The organism is Enterobacter cloacae complex sp. CARB60 (assembly GCF_036487345.1).
Classification (GTDB): Bacteria; Pseudomonadota; Gammaproteobacteria; order Enterobacterales; family Enterobacteriaceae; genus Enterobacter; species Enterobacter asburiae_D.
Genome location: NZ_JAZKLC010000002.1, coordinates 3,782,495 through 3,804,616, shown reverse-complemented (window position 1 = coordinate 3,804,616; position 22,122 = coordinate 3,782,495). Strand labels below are relative to the sequence as shown.

Genomic DNA, 22,122 nt, shown 5'->3' with positions numbered 1-22,122 from the left:
ACGTGATTGATAAATCCGCCTTTATTCATCCTACTGCTATTGTGGAAACGGGTGCCATCATTGGCGCTAACGTCCACATTGGCCCGTTTTGTATTGTTGGACCCCATGTCGAAATTGGTGAGGGTACAGTACTGAAATCTCACGTTGTCGTGAATGGTCACACGACCATTGGCTGCAATAACGAGATCTATCAGTTCGCCTCCATCGGCGAAGTTAACCAGGATCTGAAATATGCTGGTGAGTCGACCCGTCTGGAAATTGGCGATCGTAACCGTATTCGCGAAAGCGTCACCATTCATCGTGGAACAGTACAAGGTGGTGGGTTGACGAAGGTGGGCAGCGATAACCTGTTTATGGTTAATGCGCATATCGCGCACGACTGTACCGTGGGTGACCGCTGTATTCTTGCCAACAACGCAACGCTGGCAGGACACGTATCGGTTGATGACTTCGCAATTATTGGCGGGATGACCGCAGTCCATCAGTTCTGCATCATTGGTGCGCACGTGATGGTTGGCGGATGCTCCGGTGTGGCGCAGGACGTTCCACCGTATGTGATTGCGCAGGGCAACCATGCCACGCCGTTTGGCGTGAACATCGAAGGCCTCAAGCGTCGTGGTTTTAGTCGCGAAGCGATTACTGCCATCCGCAACGCGTACAAACAGCTGTACCGTAGCGGTAAAACGCTGGAAGAGGCGAAGCCGGAAATTGCCGAGCTGGCGAATAAGCACCCGGAAGTGAACGCGTTCATGGAGTTCTTTGACCGTTCAACAAGGGGTCTGATTCGTTAATGGTCGACAGTCGTCCGCTTACGATAGCCCTGGTCGCCGGAGAAACCTCCGGCGATATTCTTGGTGCCGGTCTCATCCGCGCGCTTAAGGCGCGTGTACCCAATGCTCGCTTTGTTGGCGTTGCTGGCCCGCTGATGCAGGCCGAAGGCTGTGAAGCCTGGTATGAAATGGAAGAGCTGGCCGTGATGGGCATCGTTGAGGTGCTGGGACGGCTACGCCGTTTGCTGCACATCCGTGCCGATCTCACCCGCCGCTTTACCGAACTCAAACCCGATGTGTTTGTCGGTATCGATGCACCTGATTTCAACATTACCCTCGAAGGGAATCTGAAAAAGCAGGGCATTAAAACCATTCACTACGTCAGTCCGTCCGTTTGGGCGTGGCGACAGAAACGCGTTTTCAAAATCGGACGGTCCACCAACCTGGTGCTGGCTTTCCTGCCTTTCGAAAAAGCGTTTTACGACAGATTTAATGTTCCGTGCCGTTTTATCGGTCATACCATGGCGGATGCGATGCCATTGGATCCGGATAAAAACGCGGCGCGCGACGCGCTGGGCATCCCGCATGATGTGCACTGTCTGGCACTGCTGCCAGGCAGTCGTGGTGCAGAAGTGGAGATGCTGAGCGCCGATTTCCTTAAAACAGCGCAAATTCTTCGCCAGACCTATCCCGATCTTGAAGTGGTTGTTCCGCTGGTGAATGCCAAACGCCGCGAGCAGTTTGAGCGCATCAAAGCGGAAGTTGCCCCGGATCTTCACGTCCGTCTTCTGGACGGCAAAGGGCGGGAGGCGATGTATGCGAGTGATGCCGCGCTGCTGGCCTCCGGCACGGCGGCGCTGGAGTGTATGCTGGCGAAATGCCCGATGGTGGTCGGTTATCGCATGAAGCCGTTCACCTTCTGGCTGGCAAAACGTCTGGTGAAAACGGATTATGTCTCCCTGCCAAACCTGCTTGCCGGGCGCGAGCTGGTGAAAGAGCTGTTGCAGGATGAGTGCCAGCCGCAGGCGCTTGCCGATGCCCTGCTGCCGCTGCTCGCCGACGGCAAGACCAGCCACCAGATGCACGATACCTTCCGCGAACTGCATCAACTGATCCGCTGTAATGCCGATGAGCAAGCGGCGGATGCGGTGCTGGAGCTAGCAAAATGATGGAATTTGTTTATCCTCACACTCGCCTTGTGGCGGGCGTGGACGAAGTGGGTCGTGGCCCGTTAGTCGGGGCCGTGGTGACCGCCGCGGTGATCCTCGATCCGGCTCGCCCGATTATCGGGCTGAACGACTCAAAAAAATTGTCTGAAAAGCGCCGGCTGGCGCTGTTTGGTGAGATTCAGGAGAAGGCGCTGGCCTGGAGCCTGGGGCGCGCTGAACCGCATGAAATAGACGAGCTGAATATTTTGCATGCCACGATGCTGGCGATGCAGCGTGCAGTAGCGGGTTTGAAAATTTCCCCGGAATATGTCCTGATTGACGGCAACCGCTGTCCTGCATTGCCCATGCCTTCAATGGCGGTCGTCAAAGGCGATAGTCGGGTCGCAGAAATTAGCGCAGCTTCTATTATTGCCAAAGTGACGCGCGACGCTGAAATGGCCGCGCTGGACCTCACTTACCCTCAGTATGGTTTCGCCCAGCATAAGGGGTATCCCACACCTTTCCATCTGGAAAGGCTGGCTGAACATGGCGCAACCGAGCACCACCGTCGCAGCTTTGCCCCGGTGAAACGCGCTCTGGGACGGGTGTCCTGAATCAATACGCAAGCAATTAAGTAACGCGGAATCTGAAGATGGCTGAACCACGTTTCGTACACCTGCGGGTGCATAGCGACTACTCCATGATCGATGGGCTGGCGAAGACCGGGCCGCTGGTAAAAAAGGCGGCCTCCCTTGGCATGCCCGCGCTGGCGATCACCGATTTTACCAACCTGTGTGGCCTGGTGAAGTTCTACGGAACGGCACACGGCGCGGGGATGAAGCCTATCGTCGGCGCAGATTTTCATGTGCAAAGCGATCTCGTCGGCGATGAATTGACGCAAATCTCCGTGCTGGCGATGAACAACGCGGGCTATCAAAACCTTACTCTGCTTATCTCAAAAGCCTATCAGCGCGGATACGGTGCGCTGGGCCCGTGGATCGACAGGGACTGGCTGGCTGAGCTGAACGAAGGGCTGCTGCTGATCTCGGGCGGCCGTATGGGGGATGTCGGCAAATGCCTGCTGCGCGGCAATAGCGCGCTGGTGGATCAATGCGTCTCGTTCTATGAAGAGCACTTCCCGGATCGTTATTATCTGGAGCTGATCCGCACCGGTCGGCAGGACGAAGAGAGCTATCTGCATGCGGCGGTCGCACTTGCGGAAGAACGCGGGCTGCCCGTCGTCGCGACAAACGATGTGCGCTTCCTCGAGCCGGGGGATTTTGACGCTCACGAAATTCGCGTGGCGATCCACGATGGCTTCACGCTGGACGATCCCAAACGGCCGCGTAATTACTCCGCTCAACAGTACATGCGCAGCGAGGAGGAGATGTGTGAACTCTTCTCCGATATTCCTGAAGCGCTGGAAAACAGCGTAGAGATCGCCAAGCGCTGTAACGTTACCGTCCGCCTCGGCGAATACTTCCTGCCGCAGTTCCCGACGGGTGATATGACCACGGAAGATTTCCTGGTCGCAAAATCAAAAGAAGGTCTGGAAGAGCGTCTGGAATTTCTGTTCCCGGATGAGGCCGTTCGCAAAGAGAAGCGTCCGCCGTACGATGAACGCCTGGATATTGAACTCCAGGTGATCAACCAGATGGGCTTCCCGGGCTACTTCCTGATCGTCATGGAGTTTATCCAGTGGTCGAAGGATAACGGCGTACCGGTCGGACCGGGGCGTGGCTCCGGTGCAGGATCGCTTGTGGCCTATGCGCTTAAAATTACCGACCTCGATCCGCTGGAATTCGACCTGCTGTTCGAACGTTTCCTCAACCCGGAACGTGTTTCCATGCCCGATTTTGACGTCGACTTCTGCATGGAGAAACGCGATCAGGTGATCGAGCACGTCGCCGATATGTACGGCCGTGATGCGGTATCGCAGATTATTACGTTCGGTACGATGGCGGCGAAAGCGGTTATCCGTGACGTTGGCCGCGTGCTGGGCCACCCGTACGGGTTTGTCGATCGTATTTCTAAGCTGGTGCCGCCCGATCCGGGCATGACGCTGGCAAAAGCGTTTGAAGCCGAGCCTCAGCTGCCGGAAATCTACGAAGCCGACGAAGAAGTTAAAGCACTGATCGACATGGCGCGCAAGCTGGAAGGCGTCACGCGTAACGCCGGTAAGCATGCGGGAGGCGTGGTTATCGCGCCGACCAAAATTACCGACTTCGCGCCGCTCTACTGCGATGAAGCGGGTGAACATCCGGTTACTCAGTTTGATAAGAACGACGTGGAATACGCCGGGCTGGTGAAGTTTGACTTCCTCGGCCTGCGTACGCTGACGATCATCGACTGGGCGCTGAAGATGATCAACCCGCGCCGGGAGAAGCAGGGCCTTGAGCCGATAGACATTGCCGCCATCCCGCTGGATGACAAGAAAAGTTTCGACATGCTGCAGCGCTCGGAGACCACCGCGGTCTTCCAGCTTGAATCGCGCGGCATGAAAGATCTGATTAAACGTCTGCAGCCCGACTGCTTCGAAGATATGATCGCACTGGTTGCCCTGTTCCGTCCGGGCCCTCTGCAGTCAGGGATGGTAGATAACTTTATCGACCGTAAGCACGGGCGCGAAGAGATTTCTTACCCGGACGTTCAGTGGCAGCATGAAAGCCTGAAGCCGGTACTGGAGCCAACCTACGGCATCATCCTGTATCAGGAACAGGTCATGCAGATTGCCCAGGTGCTTTCCGGCTATACCCTCGGCGGCGCGGATATGCTGCGTCGTGCGATGGGTAAGAAAAAGCCGGAAGAGATGGCCAAGCAGCGAGGCACTTTCGAAGAAGGCGCGAGAAAAAACGGCATTGACGGTGAACTGGCGATTAAGATCTTTGACCTGGTGGAGAAATTCGCCGGGTACGGATTTAACAAATCCCACTCCGCCGCCTATGCTTTGGTGTCGTATCAAACGCTGTGGCTGAAAGCACACTATCCTGCCGAATTTATGGCGGCGGTAATGACGGCCGATATGGACAACACCGAGAAGGTGGTGGGCCTGGTGGACGAGTGCTGGCGCATGGGGCTTAAGATCCTGCCGCCGGATATTAACTCAGGCCTCTACCATTTCCACGTTAACGACGACGGAGAGATCGTTTACGGGATCGGCGCGATCAAAGGCGTGGGTGAAGGTCCGATCGAGGCGATCATTGAGGCGCGTAACAACGGCGGGTATTTCCGCGAGCTGTTCGATCTCTGCGCCCGTACCGACACCAAAAAACTCAACCGTCGCGTACTGGAAAAACTGATCATGTCCGGCGCGTTTGACAGGCTGGGGCCGCACCGCGCCGCGCTGATGAACTCTCTCGGCGACGCGCTGAAAGCGGCGGATCAGCATGCAAAAGCGGAAGCCATTGGTCAGGCGGATATGTTCGGGGTGCTGGCGGAAGAGCCAGAGCAGATCGAGCAATCTTATTCCAACTGCCAGCCGTGGCCAGAACAGGTGGTACTGGATGGGGAGCGTGAGACGTTAGGCTTGTACCTGACGGGGCACCCGATCAACCAATACATCAAAGAAATTGAGCGCTATGTCGGCGGCCACAGGCTTAAAGACATGCATCCGACAGAACGTGGTAAAATCACCACGGCTGCGGGGCTCGTGATTGCCGCAAGGGTTATGGTCACCAAGCGCGGCAATCGTATCGGCATCTGTACGTTGGATGACCGTTCCGGGCGTCTGGAGGTGATGTTGTTCACCGACGCGCTGGATAAATACCAGCAATTGCTGGAAAAAGACCGCATACTTATCGTCAGCGGACAGGTCAGCTTTGATGACTTCAGCGGGGGGCTTAAAATGACCGCCCGCGAAGTGATGGACATTGACGAAGCCCGGGAAAAATATGCTCGCGGGCTTGCTATCTCGCTGACGGACAGGCAAATTGATGACCAGCTTTTAAACCGACTCCGTCAGTCTCTGGAACCCCACCGCTCGGGGACAATTCCAGTACATCTCTACTATCAGAGGGCGGATGCACGTGCGCGGTTGCGCTTTGGTGCAACGTGGCGTGTCTCTCCGAGCGATCGTTTACTGAACGATCTCCGTGGCCTCATTGGTTCGGAGCAGGTGGAACTGGAGTTTGACTAATACAGGAATACTATGAGTCTGAATTTCCTTGATTTCGAACAGCCGATTGCTGAGCTGGAAGCGAAAATCGATTCTCTGACAGCGGTAAGCCGTCAGGATGAAAAACTGGATATTAACATCGACGAAGAAGTGCATCGTCTGCGCGAGAAAAGCGTAGAGCTGACGCGCAAAATCTTTGCCGATCTCGGCGCATGGCAGGTGGCCCAGCTGGCTCGCCATCCACAGCGTCCGTACACCCTGGATTATGTCCGCCTGGCGTTTGACGAATTTGACGAACTGGCAGGCGATCGCGCATACGCGGACGATAAAGCTATCGTTGGCGGCATCGCGCGTCTGGACGGACGCCCGGTGATGATCATTGGTCATCAGAAAGGTCGTGAAACCAAAGAGAAAATCCGTCGTAACTTTGGTATGCCAGCACCAGAAGGCTACCGTAAGGCCCTGCGTCTGATGGAGATGGCTGAGCGTTTCAATATGCCAATCATCACCTTCATCGACACCCCGGGTGCATACCCTGGCGTGGGCGCGGAAGAGCGCGGTCAGTCTGAAGCTATCGCGCGCAACCTGCGCGAGATGTCTCGTCTGAAGGTGCCGGTCATCTGTACCGTTATCGGCGAGGGTGGTTCCGGCGGTGCGCTGGCGATTGGCGTGGGCGATAAAGTGAATATGCTGCAGTACAGCACCTATTCCGTTATCTCCCCGGAAGGCTGCGCGTCCATTCTGTGGAAAAGCGCCGACAAAGCGCCGCTGGCTGCAGAAGCAATGGGCATCATTGCGCCACGCCTGAAAGAGCTTAAGCTGATCGATTCCATCATCCCGGAACCGCTGGGTGGTGCGCATCGTAAGCCGGAAGTGATGGCGGCTTCTCTGAAAGCGCAGCTGCTGGCTGACCTGGCGGATCTGGACGTGCTGAGCAAAGAAGATCTGCTCAACCGCCGTTACCAGCGTCTGATGACCTACGGTTACGCGTAAGCTTCACAATTATCTGAAAAGCCGCACACTGTTGCGGCTTTTTTTATACCTGCGGTTTAGCCGGGCTATGCTTAGCTAATGTTTTTTAAGGAGGAAGCCCATGAATATCATTGCCATTATGGGGCCACACGGCGTCTTTTATAAAGATGAGCCAATTAAGGAGCTGGAGCAAGCCCTGCAGTCGCGCGGGTATCAGCTAATCTGGCCGCACAACAGCGCCGACCTGCTGAAGTTCATCGAGCATAACCCGCGTATCTGCGGCGTGATCTTCGACTGGGACGAATACGATCTCGACCTGTGCAGCGATATCAACAAGCTGAACGAATACCTCCCGCTGTACGCATTTATTAATACCCACTCCACCATGGACGTCAGCGCCAATGATATGCGTATGGCGCTGTGGTTTTTTGAATATTCCCTCGGCGTGGCGGAAGATATTGCGACCCGAATTCAGCAATATACCGGTGAGTACCTCGATAACATTACGCCACCGTTTACCCGGGCGCTTTTCACCTACGTGAAGGAGGGTAAATATACCTTCTGTACGCCGGGTCATATGGCGGGAACGGCTTATCAAAAAAGCCCGGTGGGCTGCCTGTTCTATGATTTCTTTGGTGGCAACACGCTGAAAGCGGACGTGTCGATTTCAGTCACCGAATTAGGCTCTTTGCTGGATCACACCGGCCCGCATCTGGAAGCTGAAGAGTATATCGCCCGCACCTTTGGCGCCGAGCAGAGCTATATGGTGACCAACGGCACCTCGACCTCGAACAAAATCGTCGGGATGTACGCTGCGCCCGCTGGCAGCACCCTGCTGATTGACCGTAACTGCCATAAATCGCTGGCACACTTGCTGATGATGAGCGACGTCGTACCGATCTGGCTGTCACCGACGCGTAACGCGCTCGGTATTCTTGGCGGCATTCCGCGCCGGGAGTTCACCCATGACGCTATTGAAAGCAAGGTCGCGGCAGTTCCCGGCGCAAGCTGGCCTGTCCATGCGGTGATCACCAACTCGACCTATGACGGTCTGCTGTACAACACGGACTGGATCAAAAAGACGCTGGACGTGCCGTCGATCCACTTCGACTCCGCATGGGTGCCGTATACCAACTTCCACCCGATTTACGCCGGTAAAAGCGGCATGAGCGGTGAACGCGTGCCGGGTAAAGTGTTCTTCGAAACGCAGTCGACGCATAAAATGCTGGCGGCGTTTTCCCAGGCTTCGCTTATTCACATCAAAGGCGAGTACGACGAAGACACGTTCAACGAAGCCTTTATGATGCATACCACCACCTCACCGAGCTATCCGCTGGTGGCCTCCATCGAAACGGCCGCGGCGATGCTGCGCGGCAATCCGGGCAAACGCCTCATCAATCGTTCGGTGGAGCGCGCGCTGCATTTCCGCAAAGAGGTTCAGCGGCTGAAAGATGAAGCCGACGGCTGGTTCTTTGATATCTGGCAGCCGGAAGAGATTGATGAAGCCGAATGCTGGCCCGTCTCGCCCGGCGAAGACTGGCATGGCTTCCGGGATGCCGATAGCGACCATATGTTCCTCGACCCGGTCAAAGTGACGATCCTGACGCCGGGCATGGATGAGCAGGGCAGGATGGGCGATGAGGGCATTCCGGCCGCGCTGGTGGCGAAATTCCTTGATGAACGTGGCGTGGTAGTGGAGAAAACCGGTCCCTATAACCTGCTGTTCCTGTTCAGTATTGGCATTGATAAAACCCGGGCGATGGGGTTGTTGCGCGGGCTGATGGAGTTTAAGCGCGCCTACGATCTCAACCTGCGGGTGAAGAATATGCTCCCGGATCTCTACGCGGAGGATCCCGACTTCTACCGTAATATGCGCATTCAGGATCTGGCCCAGGGGATCCACAGGCTGATCCGTCAGCACGATCTGCCGCGTCTGATGCTTCAGGCGTTCGATGTCTTACCGGAGATGAAGTTTACCCCGCACAAGGCGTGGCAGCGCCAGGTGAAAGGGGAGGTCGAAACCGTCGAGCTGGAAAACCTGGTCGGGCGCGTATCGGCTAACATGATCCTGCCTTACCCGCCGGGCGTACCGCTCCTGATGCCGGGAGAGATGATTACCGAAGAGAGTCGGGCCGTGCTCGATTTCCTGCTGATGCTCTGCTCTGTCGGGCGCCATTATCCGGGCTTTGAGACCGATATCCACGGTGCGAAGCGCGACGAGAACGGCGTTTACTGGGTGCGAGTCCTAAAATAAGGGTGACCGCTTGCCAGGCGCGGGTTTTCGGTTGTAACGTTCAGGCATCATAAAAAGGAGAAGCTATGCTGGGTTTAAAAGCTGTTCATCATATTGCGATCATTGCGACCGATTACGCGAAAAGTAAGGCCTTCTACTGCGACATCCTGGGCTTTACGCTCATGAGCGAGGCCTACCGCGAGGAGCGTGACTCCTGGAAGGGCGACCTGGCGTTAAACGGGCAATATGTGATTGAGCTGTTCTCTTTTCCTTTTCCGCCTGCGCGTCCGTCCCGCCCGGAAGCCTGTGGCCTGCGTCATCTTGCCTTTAGCGTCGATGACCTGGATAGCGCCGTCAAACATCTGGAAGCGCACGGCGTGACGTGCGAAGCGATTCGCGTCGATCCCTTCACCGACAAGCGCTTTACCTTTTTCAACGACCCAGACGGCCTGCCGCTGGAGCTTTATCAGCAGTAATGGTTGTCCTGTGTGATAATGCCCGCTCAGTTCGGGCATTTTTTATGTGTAATCTCCTATGACCTTACCCGCTATCGCACAAGCCGTTTCACCGTACCGCCAGCTGCTGGTGGGGTTTAGCGGTGGACTGGATTCCACCGTGTTGCTGCATCGCCTTAAGTGCTGGCGCGATCGGGAACCTGACGTCCAGCTTCGGGCTATACACATCCACCACGGATTAAGTCCCCACGCAGAGGAGTGGGTGGCGCACTGTGAAGCCTTGTGTGCGGCGTGGGCGATCCCGCTCCGCGTTGAGCGCGTTACGCTTGCGGAGGAAGGACTGGGCATCGAGGCGCAGGCGCGTAAAGCCCGCTATGCCGCGTTTGCCGGGGCATTACGTACTGGAGAAGCGCTGGTCACGGCCCAGCATCTGGACGATCAGTGTGAAACCTTTCTGCTGGCGCTTAAGCGGGGCAGCGGGCCGGCGGGGCTTTCTGCCATGCCGGCGCGTTCTGAATTTGCCGGCACAACGTTACTGCGTCCGCTGCTTGGCGAGACGCGTGCCTCACTGGAAGCCTGGGCGCGAGAACATCAGCTGAGCTGGATCGAAGATGAGAGTAACCAGGATGACGGCTATGACCGTAACTTCCTGCGCCTGCGCGTCCTCCCGCTTTTAGGCGACCGCTGGCCGCATTTCGCCGACGCGACGGCAAGAAGCGCCATGCTGTGTGCCGAACAGGAATCGCTGCTGGATGAGCTGTTGAGCGACGAGCTAGCTGGACTCATTTCTGCTGACGGGGCGTTAGCGATCGCACCGATGATAGCTATGAGCCCGGTACGTCGCGCCGCGCTGTTACGACGCTGGCTGGCCTCTCATCGCGCCGCGATGCCGTCGCGGGCGATGCTGAGCCGTATCTGGGACGAAGTCGCCCTGGCACGGGATGATGCTTCCCCATGCGTCCACCTGAACGGATTTGAGGTTAGACGGTATAAAGGGGAACTCTGGTGGATAAAATCCACGCCCTCACTGACCGATGTGGTGCTCGACTGGCTTTCTCCTGACGCACCGCTGATATTGCCCTGTGAGGCAGGACGCGTCTCTCTCCTGCCGTCTGGTCACGTGCGGCTGCCGAAGCCCGGTGAACCGGTCACCGTGCGCTTTAAGGCCGGTGGTATGCTGCATATCGTCGGGCGCAACGGGGGGCGGAAGCTGAAGAAAATATGGCAAGAGTGTAACGTGCCGCCGTGGCTGCGCGACACCACGCCGCTACTGTTCTACGGTGAAACGCCTATCGCTGCGGCAGGGATTTTCATTACGGAAGAGGGGTGGTCAAAAGAGGGTGTCCGTTTTGAGTGGCAGAAAGCGTAACGGGCAGCCAGGCTGCCCGTTAGTGTCATCAGGATTCGCTTACCACGACGGTGCCGATTTGCGGGTGGCTGAAGCTGGCTATTTTGTCCAGACGCAGCTCACGCGTTGCACCGGCATCTTCCACTATCAGATATTCCACATTCTTACGTGAAACCAGATCGCTGGCTTTCCCCTTCAACACTTCGCCATCTTTTAGCTCCAGCGTCAGTATTAAGTGATGCTGGCAGGCGAGTTCGAGGTTGTCATAGTCATCACAATTGATGGGTTGATAAGTTTCATTCATCGACATAATCGCTCACCAGTAAATTCGCCGCAGCATACGCTGCTTTTTCCCTGACCGACTCTGAAAGGCCCTCATCGGAGGCCACTTCATTAAGCACCTTCAATACACAGCCCAACGCGTCCGGGACATACCCCAGATCTCCGCTGGCGATTTCCGCATACCGTTTGCGAATTAACTCACAATAATTATTCACATCCCCTCCCGCCAGCGCACTGACTTACTGTGAGATATCATTAAGCCTACGAAGATAAACTCGGTTTAGCAAGGTGACTATACCATACTCATTTAAGCAATATCAGAGCCTTGATAGTGGTGTATTTAACACCCAGTAACAGCCTTTTGCCGCGGTTTTCGCTACAATGTGCGCCTGATTCGAATGGAGTTCTCTCATGGCGCTGAAAGCGACAATTTATAAAGCAGTGGTCAATGTGGCCGATCTGGATCGCAACCAGTTCCTGGACGCGTCGCTTACTCTGGCACGCCACCCCTCTGAAACCCAGGAGCGCATGATGCTGCGCCTGCTGGCGTGGATTAAGTATGCCGACGAGCGTTTGCAGTTTACCCGTGGGTTAAGCGCAGAAGACGAGCCTGAAGCCTGGCTGCGCAACGATCATCTGGGTATCGATTTGTGGATCGAACTTGGACTGCCGGACGAGCGCAGAATTAAGAAGGCCTGCACCCAGTCCGCTAAAGTGGCCTTATTCGCCTATAATCAGCGCGCTGCGGAGATCTGGTGGCAGCAAAACAAGAGCAAGTGCGGACAGTTTAAAAATCTCACGGTCTGGTATCTGGATGATGAGCAGCTGGCGCAGTTGAGCGACTTTGCCAGCCGGACCATGGTTTTGCAGGCGACGATTCAGGATGGCGTAATCTGGCTCTCTGATTCTCAGAATAATCTGGAAATTCATTTAACGGCGTGGCAACCCGCGTCATGATCGTCTTGTCCCGAAACGTCAGCATTCCTGACAACGAGCTGGAAATCACCGCCATTCGTGCGCAGGGGGCTGGTGGGCAACATGTCAACAAGGCGTCGACGGCTATCCATTTGCGTTTTGACATTCGGGCCTCAAGCCTGCCAGAGTATTATAAAGAAAGTCTGCTCGCCGCCAGTCATCACCTTATTACCAGCGATGGCGTGATTGTGATCAAAGCTCAGGAATACCGCAGCCAGGAGCTCAACCGGGAAGCGGCGATAGCCAGGCTGGTGGCGGTCATCAAAGAGTTAACGGCAGTACAAAAAAGCCGCCGGGCAACGCGGCCAACCCGCGCATCGAAAGAGCGTCGGTTGTCCTCGAAGGCCCAAAAATCCACAGTGAAAGCATTACGCGGTAAAGTTCGTCGCCCGACAGAGTGACGATAGGGAACACACTTTTCATAAGGAATTCATTGTGAAAAAAGTATTATGGTCAGCGCTGGCAGTGAGTACGCTGTTTGCGCTTTTCGGGTGTAACAACCGCTCTGAAACGCAGGTTTTACAACCCACGCAAACGGAAGAATTAAAACCGATGCAGCAAAGCTGGCGCGGCGTATTGCCTTGCGCAGACTGCGAAGGTATTGAAACGTCTCTGTTCCTGCAAAAAGATGGCACCTGGGTGATGAATCAGCGCTATCAGGGCGCTAAAGAGCCTTCTTCTTTTGCGACTTATGGAACATGGGCGCGTACGGCGGAGAAGCTGGTCCTGACGGATACCTCCGGTGAGAAAACCTGGTTCCGTCCTAAAGGTGACAGCATGGAGATGCTCGACCGCGAAGGTAACCCTATTCAATCCCAGTTCAACTACACGCTAGCCCCGGTGAAAGCGGCCCTGCCTGCAACGCCAATGGCAATGCGGGGGATGTACTTCTATATGGCGGATGCGGCGATCTTTACCGACTGCGCAACCGGCAGGAAGGTCAGCGTGGCAAACAATGCGCAGCTTGAACGTGATTACGCTGTGGCACGCGGCAATGACAGCAAGCCGGTATTGCTGACGGTTGACGGTCACTTTACGCTGGAGCCAAACCCGGATAGCGGAGAGATGGTGAAAACGCTGGTGGCAGATAAAGACGCGAAGTTTGTCGCGGGCAAAGACTGTAACAGTAAATAAGCTGACGTTGAGCCATTAAAAAACCCCGCCTGAGCGGGGTTTTTTGTTTAGCCTTTGATGGCTTTCACCAGGTAATCAAGAATGTCGCCGGTCTTGATCATCTGTTTTTCGCCGCTGCGACGGTATTTGTATTCAATCTCATCGCTGTCGAGGTTGCGGTCGCCGATGACGACGGTGTGCGGGATACCGATCAGTTCCATATCGGCAAACATCACGCCCGGACGCTCTTTACGGTCATCCATCAGCACTTCGATTCCCTGAGCGCGCAGCTCGGCATACAGCTTCTCGGCCAGCTCCTGCACGCGGTAAGACTTGTGCATGTTCATTGGCAGAATAGCCACCTGGAACGGCGCAATATTGTCCGGCCAGACGATGCCGCGCTCGTCATAGTTCTGCTCAATCGCCGCAGCCACCACGCGCGTCACCCCGATACCGTAGCAACCCATGGTCAGGATCTGGTTACGGCCATCTTCACCCTGAACAGCAGCGTTCAGCGCGCGAGAGTATTTATCGCCCAGCTGGAAGATGTGGCCGACTTCGATGCCGCGCTTAATCATCAGGGTACCCTGACCGTCCGGGCTTGGATCGCCTGCAACCACGTTACGGATGTCAGCCACTTCCGGCGTCGCCACGTCGCGATCCCAGTTGATGCCGAAGTAATGTTTACCGTCGATGTTCGCACCTGCAGAGAAGTCGCTCATTGCAGCAACCGTGCGGTCAATAACAACCGGCACCGGCAGATTGACTGGACCCAGTGAACCTGGACCCGCATTCACCACGGCGCGGATTTCCGCTTCCGTTGCGAACGTCAGCGGGCTGGCTACCTGCGGCAGTTTCTCGGCTTTTACTTCGTTCAGCTCATGATCGCCACGCACCAGCAGGGCAACTAGCGGGTAAGCGCTACCTTCGGTGGATTTCACCAGCAGCGTTTTCACGGTTTTTTCGACTGGCAGATTGAACTGCTCAACCAGCTCGGCGATGGTTTTCGCGTTTGGCGTATCAACCAGCGTCATCTCTTGCGTTGCCGCGCCGCGTGGTTCTTTTGGTGCCAGCGCTTCTGCAAATTCGATGTTCGCCGCGTAGTCTGAAGAGTCAGAGAAGATCACATCGTCTTCTCCGCTCTGTGCCAGTACCTGGAACTCATGGGATGCGCTACCGCCGATGGAGCCGGTATCAGCCTGCACAGCACGGAAATCCAGACCCATGCGGGAGAAGATTTTGCTGTATGCCGCATACATTGCGTCGTAAGTCTCTTGCAGTGATTCCTGAGAGGTATGGAAAGAGTAGGCATCTTTCATCAGGAATTCGCGAGAGCGCATGACGCCGAAACGTGGGCGAACTTCGTCACGGAACTTGGTCTGGATCTGGAAGAAGTTCAGCGGCAGCTGTTTGTAAGAGCTCAGCTCATTACGAATCAGGTCGGTAATGACTTCTTCATGCGTTGGGCCGAGAACGAACGGACGCTCGCCGCGATCGACGAAGCGCAGCAGTTCAGGACCATATTGTTCCCAACGGCCACTCTCCTGCCACAGGTCAGCGGGCTGAACCACAGGCATGGACACCTCGATAGCACCGGCGTTGTTCATCTCTTCACGCACGATGTTTTCGACTTTTTTCAGGACGCGCACGCCGGTCGGCAGCCAGGTATATAACCCGGAGGCCAGCTTGCGGATCATCCCGGCGCGCAGCATCAGCTGATGGCTGATCACTTCGGCGTCGGCAGGCGTCTCCTTCAGAGTGGAGAGCAGATATTGGCTAGTACGCATGTTGTTACGGTTCCATTTCGACGATTGGAACAGGCTGAAACACCAGCCTGACACAAAAAAAGTGGTTTAGTTTACCAGTGTGGCAAAGATGCCAAAAGAGAGGAGAACAAAATTACCTGGGTTCAAGGGCAAACACTTCAAAACCTGCCCCGGTAACGCGCCAGCGAACGTTAAAATCGAGCAGCCAGACGGCGTACGATTTTCCTGCTTCCTCTTCTTTACGGTAGGCCGGACGAGGGTCCTGTGCCAGAACTTCAGTGATGAAATCCCGTAAGCGAGGATAGCGTTTCTCCAGTTGACCGAGCTGCGCGGTTATCTCAGGCGTAAAATAAACAGGCATGTCCGCCTGCGGTGCGTCCTGAGCATAGCTTGCACGCGCGTCAGGGAGGGCTTCGGCGAAGGGCAAATAGGGTTTGATGTCGATTACCGGCGTGCCGTCTACCAGGTCCAGGCTACCTAACTCCAGTATCACCCGATCTTTCTGGCAACGTATACCTTTCAGTTCAACCAGCGACATTCCAACCGGGTTTGGGCGGAAGGTCGAGCGAGTCGCAAACACGCCCATTCTCGCATTTCCGCCAAGACGAGGAGGGCGCACGGTCGGACGCCAGCCGCCTTCCATCGTCTGGTGAAACACGAACACCACCCATAAATGGCTGAAAGCCTCGAGCCCGCGTACCGCATCGGCCTGATTGTAAGGCGCAATCAGGTGAAGCTCACCGCTTCCGCTGGTCACAAGACCGGGCTGGCGGGGGACGGCGAACTTCTCTTTATAAGGAGAGTGGATAACGCCTATCTGCTCGAACTGAAATGCACTCATTTCGCCGTGATGTTCAGCGCAGAACCGATGCAAACCGCCTGACGGTAGCAGCCCGGCGTGCCGCTGGTGACTTCACAGCTGTGCAGCAGGACCGCGTTGGCCTTCATTTTTGCAGCATTAATCTGCATACGTTTACGCGCTGTCGGAATATTCGGTGGTGAGTCCTGGTTGGTCGCCTGGCAGGATTCGCCGCTCACTTCGCCCAGTTCACGGAACGGTTTACCGACGAGTTCGTCTGCTTTCGTGATAATGCGAACCGGCGCAGGGCGAACCACTTTCGGTTTCGCAGGCTCGGTTTTTGGCGGGGTTGCCGTGCTTTGAACAGGTTCAACGGGAGATCTGCTTAGCATAGAACAGCCGCTCAGCATGAGTGCTAAAAGACAGATCGGTAAAGCACGCATAATAGTTCCTCAATGGATAATCAAAACGTCAGATATTGAATCAGTTGACTGCACAAATGACAAGACGGGCATAAGCCCGTCCTGATGATATTACACTGAGGTGAGATTACCAGCCTTTAACAGCGCCGCCGTTAAACACTTTGTTGGCTTCCTGGTAAACTTCATCAGACTGATAAGCCTGAACGAATTTCTTCACGTTTTCCGCGTCTTTGTTGTCTTCGCGAGTCACGATCAGGTTAACGTACGGGGAGTCTTTATCTTCAACGAAGATACCGTCTTTCGCAGGGGTCAGGCCAATCTGGCTCGCATAAGTGGTGTTGATAACCGCCAGAGCAATCTGTGCATCGTCCAGAGAGCGTGGCAGCTGTGGTGCCTCCAGCTCAACCAGTTTCAGATTTTTCGGGTTTTCGGTAACGTCCAGCACGGTTGGCAGCAGGCCAACACCGTCTTTCAGTTTGATCAGGCCCACTTTCTGCAGCAGCAGCAGGGAACGGCCAAGGTTAGTTGGGTCGTTTGGAATAGCGACCTGAGAGCCAGGCTGCAGCTCGTCGAGCGATTTGATTTTTTTAGAGTAACCAGCAATTGGATAAACGAAGGTGTTACCGACACCTACCAGTTTATAGCCACGGTCTTTGATCTGCTGGTCCAGGTATGGTTTGTGCTGGAAGGCGTTGGCGTCGATATCGCCTTTGCTCAGCGCTTCGTTCGGCAGAACGTAATCGTTGAAGGTCACCAGCTCAACGTCCAGGCCATACTTCTCTTTTGCCACTTTCTGAGCAACTTCAGCAACCTGTTGTTCTGCACCCACGATAACGCCCACTTTAATGTGGTTTGGATCTTTTTCGTCCTGACCGCAGCCCACCAGTGCCAGAGAGCCGATCAGCGCGCCTACTGCTGCAAAGGTCTTTAATTTAAACGCCATGTTTTATCCTTAACTCGTCGAGTTTGTGTTGTGTGTAACGTTATTTGTGAGTAACGGTCCGGACGATGCGATCGCCAGAGAACTGGATTAAATAAACCAGAACAACCAGCAATACCAGAACGGTATTCATCACGGTAGCGTTATATCCAATATAGCCGTACTGGTAACCAATCTGACCTAAACCGCCAGCGCCAACTGCACCACCCATTGCGGAATAACCGACCAGCGTGATGAGCGTGATGGTTGCCGCGTTCACCAGGCCCGGCAGTGCTTCCGGGAGCAGGACTTTGCGCACGATCTGCATCGGCGTTGCGCCCATTGCACGGGAAGCTTCAATCAGACCTGTCGGGATCTCCAGCAGGGCGTTTTCCACCATACGGGCGATAAACGGCGCAGCCCCCACGGTCAACGGAACGATGGCCGCCTGCAGACCGATAGACGTACCGACGATTACGCGGGTAAACGGAATCATCCACACCAGCAGAATAATGAAGGGAATAGAACGGAAGATGTTCACCAGCGCAGAGAGCGTACGGTACAGTTTCGCGTTCTCAATGATTTGACCAGGACGCGTCACGTACAGCAATACGCCGACCGGCAGGCCAATCACAAAACCAAAGAAGCCAGAGACAAAGGTCATTGCCAGCGTTTCCCAAACGCCGCGAACCAGCAGCCACATCATCGGCTCAGACATAACCCAGTACCTCTACTTTTACGTGGTGTTCTTGCAGCCAGGCAATCGCGGCCTGGGTTTCTTCTTGCGTGCCGTGCATTTCTGTCAGCATGATGCCGAACTTCACGCCACCGGCGTAATCCATCTGCGCGCTGATAATGTTGTTGTTCACGTTAAAGCGACGCGCGGTTTCGGAAAGCAGGGGGGCGTCAACGGACTGACCGGTGAACTCCATGCGCAGCATCGGGACGCTGTCTGCCGTCGGTTCGGTTTTCAGGCGTTCCAGATAATCTTCCGGGATATCCAGATGCAGCGTGGACTGGATGAACTGCTGCGCCAGCGGCGTCTTCGGATGCGAGAACACTTCACTTACCGTGTCCTGCTCGATCAGCTCACCGTTGCTGATGACCGCCACGCAGTCACAGATGCGTTTCACCACGTCCATCTCGTGCGTAATAAGGAGGATCGTCAGGCCCAGGCGACGGTTAATGTCTTTCAGCAGTTCCAGAATCGAACGCGTGGTTGCCGGATCCAGTGCGCTGGTGGCTTCATCACACAGCAGTACCTTAGGATTGCTTGCCAGCGCGCGTGCAATGGCCACACGCTGTTTTTGCCCACCGGACAGATTTGCCGGGTAGCTATCATGTTTGTCGCCCAGACCCACAAGGTCGAGCAGCTCGGTAACGCGACGCTTCACTTCTTCTTTTGGCGTGTTATCCAGCTCAAGCGGTAAGGCAACGTTGCCGAACACGGTGCGGGAGGCCAGCAGGTTAAAGTGCTGGAAGATCATGCCAATCTGACGACGCGCTTTGGTGAGTTCTTTTTCTGAGAGAGCGGTAAGTTCCTGGCCGCCAACTTCTACGCTGCCCTGGGTTGGGCGCTCAAGCAGGTTAACACAACGAATCAGCGTGCTTTTACCTGCACCCGATGCGCCAATGACGCCATAAATTTGACCAGCAGGAACATGCAGGCTGACGTTGTTCAGCGCCTGAATGGTTCGGTTCCCCTGCTGGAACACTTTGGTGATATTGGAAAGTTTAATCATTAGATTATTTTTATCGTATGTAAGTTAGCCGTGGCATTTTCTTCTGCCAGATACGGGTGATGACCGTAAACAAAACGGATGTTAAGGCATCCAGACGTCTAAATCAATCCAACTCTGTACGATGAGCACTTTATTGCGCTGTGATTCATGAGATACTAGTCGAACATGCCTTTTTCAGGAGCAAACCGGTGGCAAAATCAGTACCCGCAATTTTTCTCGATCGTGACGGCACTATTAATGTGGATCACGGTTATGTCCATGAGATTGATGAGTTCGAGTTTATCGAGGGCGTAATAGATGCCATGCGCCAGCTGAAAGAGATGGGCTATGCGCTGGTGGTGGTGACGAACCAGTCCGGTATTGCTCGCGGTAAATTCACCGAAGCGCAGTTCGAGACGCTGACGGAATGGATGGACTGGTCGCTGGCCGACCGCGGCGTGGATCTCGACGGTATCTACTATTGTCCGCACCACCCGCAGGGAACAGTAGAAGAGTATCGTCAGACCTGTGACTGCCGTAAGCCGCATCCGGGGATGTTCATCTCTGCGCAGGAGTTCCTGCATATCGATATGGCTGCTTCTTATATGGTGGGCGACAAACTGGAAGATATGCAGGCAGCCGCTGCCGCGGGTGTAGGGACCAAAATATTAGTTCGCACCGGTAAGCCAGTGACGCCAGAAGCAGAAAATGCAGCGGATTGGGTGATTAATAGCCTGGCCGATCTGCCAAAAGAGATTAAAAAGCACCAAAAATAGCCTTTTTGGTGAAAAGATGAGCGGTTGAAATAAAAATGCATTTTTCCGCTTGTCATTCCTCTGCGGCCCCCTATAATGCGCCTCCATCGACACGGAACATGTGAATCACTTCACAAACAACCCGGTCGGTTGAAGAGAAAAAATCCTGAAATAACGGGTTGACTCTGAAAGAGGAAAGCGTAATATACGCCACCTCGCAACGGTGAGCGAAAGCCGCGTTGCACTGCTCTTTAACAATTTATCAGACAATCTGTGTGGGCACTCAAAGTGACATGGATTCTTAACGTCGCAAGACGAAAAATGAATACCAAGTCTCTGAGTGAACATACGTAATTCATTACGAAGTTTAATTCACGAGCATCAAACTTAAATTGAAGAGTTTGATCATGGCTCAGATTGAACGCTGGCGGCAGGCCTAACACATGCAAGTCGAGCGGTAGCACAGGGAGCTTGCTCCTGGGTGACGAGCGGCGGACGGGTGAGTAATGTCTGGGAAACTGCCTGATGGAGGGGGATAACTACTGGAAACGGTAGCTAATACCGCATAATGTCGCAAGACCAAAGAGGGGGACCTTCGGGCCTCTTGCCATCAGATGTGCCCAGATGGGATTAGCTAGTAGGTGGGGTAACGGCTCACCTAGGCGACGATCCCTAGCTGGTCTGAGAGGATGACCAGCCACACTGGAACTGAGACACGGTCCAGACTCCTACGGGAGGCAGCAGTGGGGAATATTGCACAATGGGCGCAAGCCTGATGCAGCCATGCCGCGTGTATGAAGAAGGCCTTCGGGTTGTAAAGTACTTTCAGCGGGGAGGAAGGTGTTGAGGTTAATAACCTCAGCAATTGACGTTACCCGCAGAAGAAGCACCGGCTAACTCCGTGCCAGCAGCCGCGGTAATACGGAGGGTGCAAGCGTTAATCGGAATTACTGGGCGTAAAGCGCACGCAGGCGGTCTGTCAAGTCGGATGTGAAATCCCCGGGCTCAACCTGGGAACTGCATTCGAAACTGGCAGGCTAGAGTCTTGTAGAGGGGGGTAGAATTCCAGGTGTAGCGGTGAAATGCGTAGAGATCTGGAGGAATACCGGTGGCGAAGGCGGCCCCCTGGACAAAGACTGACGCTCAGGTGCGAAAGCGTGGGGAGCAAACAGGATTAGATACCCTGGTAGTCCACGCCGTAAACGATGTCGACTTGGAGGTTGTTCCCTTGAGGAGTGGCTTCCGGAGCTAACGCGTTAAGTCGACCGCCTGGGGAGTACGGCCGCAAGGTTAAAACTCAAATGAATTGACGGGGGCCCGCACAAGCGGTGGAGCATGTGGTTTAATTCGATGCAACGCGAAGAACCTTACCTACTCTTGACATCCAGAGAACTTTCCAGAGATGGATTGGTGCCTTCGGGAACTCTGAGACAGGTGCTGCATGGCTGTCGTCAGCTCGTGTTGTGAAATGTTGGGTTAAGTCCCGCAACGAGCGCAACCCTTATCCTTTGTTGCCAGCGGTTCGGCCGGGAACTCAAAGGAGACTGCCAGTGATAAACTGGAGGAAGGTGGGGATGACGTCAAGTCATCATGGCCCTTACGAGTAGGGCTACACACGTGCTACAATGGCGCATACAAAGAGAAGCGACCTCGCGAGAGCAAGCGGACCTCATAAAGTGCGTCGTAGTCCGGATTGGAGTCTGCAACTCGACTCCATGAAGTCGGAATCGCTAGTAATCGTAGATCAGAATGCTACGGTGAATACGTTCCCGGGCCTTGTACACACCGCCCGTCACACCATGGGAGTGGGTTGCAAAAGAAGTAGGTAGCTTAACCTTCGGGAGGGCGCTTACCACTTTGTAATTCATGACTGGGGTGAAGTCGTAACAAGGTAACCGTAGGGGAACCTGCGGTTGGATCACCTCCTTACCTTAAAGAACCTGCCTTTGTAGTGCTCACACAGATTGTCTGATGAAAAACAGCAGTAAAAATCTCTGCAGGCTTGTAGCTCAGGTGGTTAGAGCGCACCCCTGATAAGGGTGAGGTCGGTGGTTCAAGTCCACTCAGGCCTACCAAACTCCTTTTAAAGGATGAGCGGTACAGAGATTAAAAACGATGGGGCTATAGCTCAGCTGGGAGAGCGCCTGCTTTGCACGCAGGAGGTCTGCGGTTCGATCCCGCATAGCTCCACCATCTTTTACTGCGAACACAAGAAAACTTCAGAGTGAACCTGAAAAGGTGCACTGCGAAGTTTTGCTCTTTAAAAATCTGGATCAAGCTGAAAATTGAAACGACACACATGTTATGTGTGTTCGAGTCTCTCAAATTTT

General features: G+C 54.8%; 20 protein-coding genes, 2 tRNA genes and 1 rRNA gene. 15 read left to right on the top strand and 8 right to left on the bottom strand.

Translation table 11 applies throughout. The features are described 5' to 3' along the window. Positions 1-2: 2 nt before the first annotated feature. The 8 genes from lpxA to tilS all read left to right on the top strand — a co-directional run bounded on the left by lpxA (position 3) and on the right by tilS (position 11,061). Positions 3-791, top strand: a complete 789-nt coding sequence (gene lpxA, locus V4835_RS19340) for an acyl-ACP--UDP-N-acetylglucosamine O-acyltransferase (RefSeq protein WP_063145192.1) — start codon at positions 3-5, stop codon at positions 789-791. Further along, positions 791-1,939 (top strand): lipid-A-disaccharide synthase, encoded by a 1,149-nt coding sequence (gene lpxB, locus V4835_RS19335; RefSeq protein WP_121425064.1) that lies wholly within the window; start codon positions 791-793, stop codon positions 1,937-1,939. Before lpxA ends, lpxB begins: the two co-directional genes overlap by 1 nt. Beyond that, positions 1,936-2,532: a ribonuclease HII gene (rnhB, locus tag V4835_RS19330; RefSeq protein ID WP_331413302.1), complete on the top strand. Its 597-nt coding sequence runs from the start codon at positions 1,936-1,938 to the stop codon at positions 2,530-2,532. The genes lpxB and rnhB overlap by 4 nt, the downstream gene beginning before the upstream one ends. A 38-nt stretch (positions 2,533-2,570) precedes the next feature. After that, positions 2,571-6,053: a DNA polymerase III subunit alpha gene (gene dnaE / locus V4835_RS19325; protein ID WP_331413301.1), complete on the top strand. Its 3,483-nt coding sequence runs from the start codon at positions 2,571-2,573 to the stop codon at positions 6,051-6,053. Between the two features lie 12 nt (positions 6,054-6,065). Beyond that, positions 6,066-7,025, top strand: coding sequence for an acetyl-CoA carboxylase carboxyl transferase subunit alpha (gene accA / locus V4835_RS19320; protein ID WP_008501895.1), 960 nt, complete (start codon positions 6,066-6,068; stop codon positions 7,023-7,025). 100 nt (positions 7,026-7,125) lie between these two features. Continuing rightward, positions 7,126-9,258, top strand: coding sequence for a lysine decarboxylase LdcC (locus V4835_RS19315; protein WP_331413299.1), 2,133 nt, complete (start codon positions 7,126-7,128; stop codon positions 9,256-9,258). 65 nt (positions 9,259-9,323) lie between these two features. Continuing rightward, on the top strand, positions 9,324-9,713 hold the full coding sequence (locus V4835_RS19310) for a VOC family protein (protein ID WP_023334583.1): 390 nt from the start codon (positions 9,324-9,326) through the stop codon (positions 9,711-9,713). A 58-nt stretch (positions 9,714-9,771) separates the two neighbouring features. Further along, the gene (tilS, locus tag V4835_RS19305; protein WP_331413297.1) at positions 9,772-11,061 is read left to right on the top strand and encodes a tRNA lysidine(34) synthetase TilS; all 1,290 of its coding nucleotides are present in this window, start codon (positions 9,772-9,774) and stop codon (positions 11,059-11,061) included. Between the two features lie 28 nt (positions 11,062-11,089). On the opposite strand, the gene rof is transcribed toward tilS, so the two are convergent. Continuing rightward, positions 11,090-11,350, bottom strand: coding sequence for a Rho-binding antiterminator (gene rof, locus V4835_RS19300; protein ID WP_047346425.1), 261 nt, complete (start codon positions 11,348-11,350; stop codon positions 11,090-11,092). Beyond that, positions 11,337-11,537, bottom strand: coding sequence for a YaeP family protein (locus V4835_RS19295; protein ID WP_032667327.1), 201 nt, complete (start codon positions 11,535-11,537; stop codon positions 11,337-11,339). The genes rof and V4835_RS19295 overlap by 14 nt, the downstream gene beginning before the upstream one ends. 196 nt (positions 11,538-11,733) lie before the next feature. Between V4835_RS19295 and V4835_RS19290 the strand changes: the two genes are divergently transcribed. The 3 genes from V4835_RS19290 to nlpE are packed head-to-tail and all read left to right on the top strand — an operon-like array spanning position 11,734 to position 13,431. Next, a complete protein-coding gene (locus tag V4835_RS19290; RefSeq protein WP_331413291.1) occupies positions 11,734-12,279 on the top strand; it encodes a YaeQ family protein in 546 nt (181 codons plus the stop codon). Continuing rightward, positions 12,276-12,698 (top strand): alternative ribosome rescue aminoacyl-tRNA hydrolase ArfB, encoded by a 423-nt coding sequence (arfB, locus tag V4835_RS19285; RefSeq protein WP_032649720.1) that lies wholly within the window; start codon positions 12,276-12,278, stop codon positions 12,696-12,698. Before V4835_RS19290 ends, arfB begins: the two co-directional genes overlap by 4 nt. Positions 12,699-12,732: 34 nt before the next feature. Continuing rightward, complete coding sequence (gene nlpE, locus V4835_RS19280; RefSeq protein WP_331413289.1) at positions 12,733-13,431, top strand: envelope stress response activation lipoprotein NlpE; 699 nt, start codon at positions 12,733-12,735, stop codon at positions 13,429-13,431. Between the two features lie 47 nt (positions 13,432-13,478). On the opposite strand, the gene proS is transcribed toward nlpE, so the two are convergent. The 6 genes from proS to metN all read right to left on the bottom strand — a co-directional run bounded on the left by proS (position 13,479) and on the right by metN (position 19,058). Beyond that, positions 13,479-15,197 (bottom strand): proline--tRNA ligase, encoded by a 1,719-nt coding sequence (gene proS / locus V4835_RS19275; RefSeq protein ID WP_033144681.1) that lies wholly within the window; start codon positions 15,195-15,197, stop codon positions 13,479-13,481. Between the two features lie 112 nt (positions 15,198-15,309). Beyond that, the gene (tsaA, locus tag V4835_RS19270) at positions 15,310-16,017 is read right to left on the bottom strand and encodes a tRNA (N6-threonylcarbamoyladenosine(37)-N6)-methyltransferase TrmO (protein WP_063145200.1); all 708 of its coding nucleotides are present in this window, start codon (positions 16,015-16,017) and stop codon (positions 15,310-15,312) included. Then, positions 16,014-16,418, bottom strand: coding sequence for an Rcs stress response system protein RcsF (gene rcsF, locus V4835_RS19265; RefSeq protein ID WP_008501883.1), 405 nt, complete (start codon positions 16,416-16,418; stop codon positions 16,014-16,016). The genes tsaA and rcsF overlap by 4 nt, the downstream gene beginning before the upstream one ends. A 106-nt stretch (positions 16,419-16,524) precedes the next feature. Then, entirely contained in the window at positions 16,525-17,340 is an 816-nt protein-coding gene (gene metQ / locus V4835_RS19260) for a methionine ABC transporter substrate-binding lipoprotein MetQ (RefSeq protein ID WP_063145201.1), read from the bottom strand. 40 nt (positions 17,341-17,380) lie between these two features. Next, positions 17,381-18,034, bottom strand: coding sequence for a methionine ABC transporter permease MetI (locus V4835_RS19255; protein ID WP_014168730.1), 654 nt, complete (start codon positions 18,032-18,034; stop codon positions 17,381-17,383). Beyond that, complete coding sequence (gene metN, locus V4835_RS19250; RefSeq protein ID WP_023334590.1) at positions 18,027-19,058, bottom strand: methionine ABC transporter ATP-binding protein MetN; 1,032 nt, start codon at positions 19,056-19,058, stop codon at positions 18,027-18,029. The genes V4835_RS19255 and metN overlap by 8 nt, the downstream gene beginning before the upstream one ends. Before the next feature lie 188 nt (positions 19,059-19,246). Here metN and gmhB point away from each other — a divergent pair, with 188 nt between their 5' ends. The 4 genes from gmhB to V4835_RS19230 all read left to right on the top strand — a co-directional run bounded on the left by gmhB (position 19,247) and on the right by V4835_RS19230 (position 21,985). Beyond that, a complete protein-coding gene (gene gmhB, locus V4835_RS19245) occupies positions 19,247-19,813 on the top strand; it encodes a D-glycero-beta-D-manno-heptose 1,7-bisphosphate 7-phosphatase (RefSeq protein ID WP_063145202.1) in 567 nt (188 codons plus the stop codon). 368 nt (positions 19,814-20,181) lie between these two features. Then, positions 20,182-21,721, top strand: a 16S ribosomal RNA gene (locus V4835_RS19240). A gap of 69 nt (positions 21,722-21,790) precedes the next feature. Continuing rightward, positions 21,791-21,867, top strand: a tRNA-Ile gene (locus V4835_RS19235). 42 nt (positions 21,868-21,909) lie between these two features. Then, positions 21,910-21,985 (top strand) — tRNA-Ala (locus V4835_RS19230). Positions 21,986-22,122: the final 137 nt, after the last annotated feature.

What these genes read in the sequence shown, in the direction of transcription:
- V4835_RS19310 (WP_023334583.1), top strand. Translation starts at nt 9,324, where the DNA reads ATGCTGGGTTTAAAAGCTGTTCATCATATTGCGATCATTGCGACCGAT.
- rnhB (WP_331413302.1), top strand. Translation starts at nt 1,936, where the DNA reads ATGATGGAATTTGTTTATCCTCACACTCGCCTTGTGGCGGGCGTGGAC.
- tilS (WP_331413297.1), top strand. Translation starts at nt 9,772, where the DNA reads ATGACCTTACCCGCTATCGCACAAGCCGTTTCACCGTACCGCCAGCTG.
- proS (WP_033144681.1), bottom strand. Translation starts at nt 15,197, where the DNA reads ATGCGTACTAGCCAATATCTGCTCTCCACTCTGAAGGAGACGCCTGCC.
- metN (WP_023334590.1), bottom strand. Translation starts at nt 19,058, where the DNA reads ATGATTAAACTTTCCAATATCACCAAAGTGTTCCAGCAGGGGAACCGA.
- V4835_RS19255 (WP_014168730.1), bottom strand. Translation starts at nt 18,034, where the DNA reads ATGTCTGAGCCGATGATGTGGCTGCTGGTTCGCGGCGTTTGGGAAACG.
- lpxB (WP_121425064.1), top strand. Translation starts at nt 791, where the DNA reads ATGGTCGACAGTCGTCCGCTTACGATAGCCCTGGTCGCCGGAGAAACC.
- arfB (WP_032649720.1), top strand. Translation starts at nt 12,276, where the DNA reads ATGATCGTCTTGTCCCGAAACGTCAGCATTCCTGACAACGAGCTGGAA.
- accA (WP_008501895.1), top strand. Translation starts at nt 6,066, where the DNA reads ATGAGTCTGAATTTCCTTGATTTCGAACAGCCGATTGCTGAGCTGGAA.
- V4835_RS19290 (WP_331413291.1), top strand. Translation starts at nt 11,734, where the DNA reads ATGGCGCTGAAAGCGACAATTTATAAAGCAGTGGTCAATGTGGCCGAT.
- tsaA (WP_063145200.1), bottom strand. Translation starts at nt 16,017, where the DNA reads ATGAGTGCATTTCAGTTCGAGCAGATAGGCGTTATCCACTCTCCTTAT.
- metQ (WP_063145201.1), bottom strand. Translation starts at nt 17,340, where the DNA reads ATGGCGTTTAAATTAAAGACCTTTGCAGCAGTAGGCGCGCTGATCGGC.
- rof (WP_047346425.1), bottom strand. Translation starts at nt 11,350, where the DNA reads ATGTCGATGAATGAAACTTATCAACCCATCAATTGTGATGACTATGAC.
- dnaE (WP_331413301.1), top strand. Translation starts at nt 2,571, where the DNA reads ATGGCTGAACCACGTTTCGTACACCTGCGGGTGCATAGCGACTACTCC.
- V4835_RS19315 (WP_331413299.1), top strand. Translation starts at nt 7,126, where the DNA reads ATGAATATCATTGCCATTATGGGGCCACACGGCGTCTTTTATAAAGAT.
- rcsF (WP_008501883.1), bottom strand. Translation starts at nt 16,418, where the DNA reads ATGCGTGCTTTACCGATCTGTCTTTTAGCACTCATGCTGAGCGGCTGT.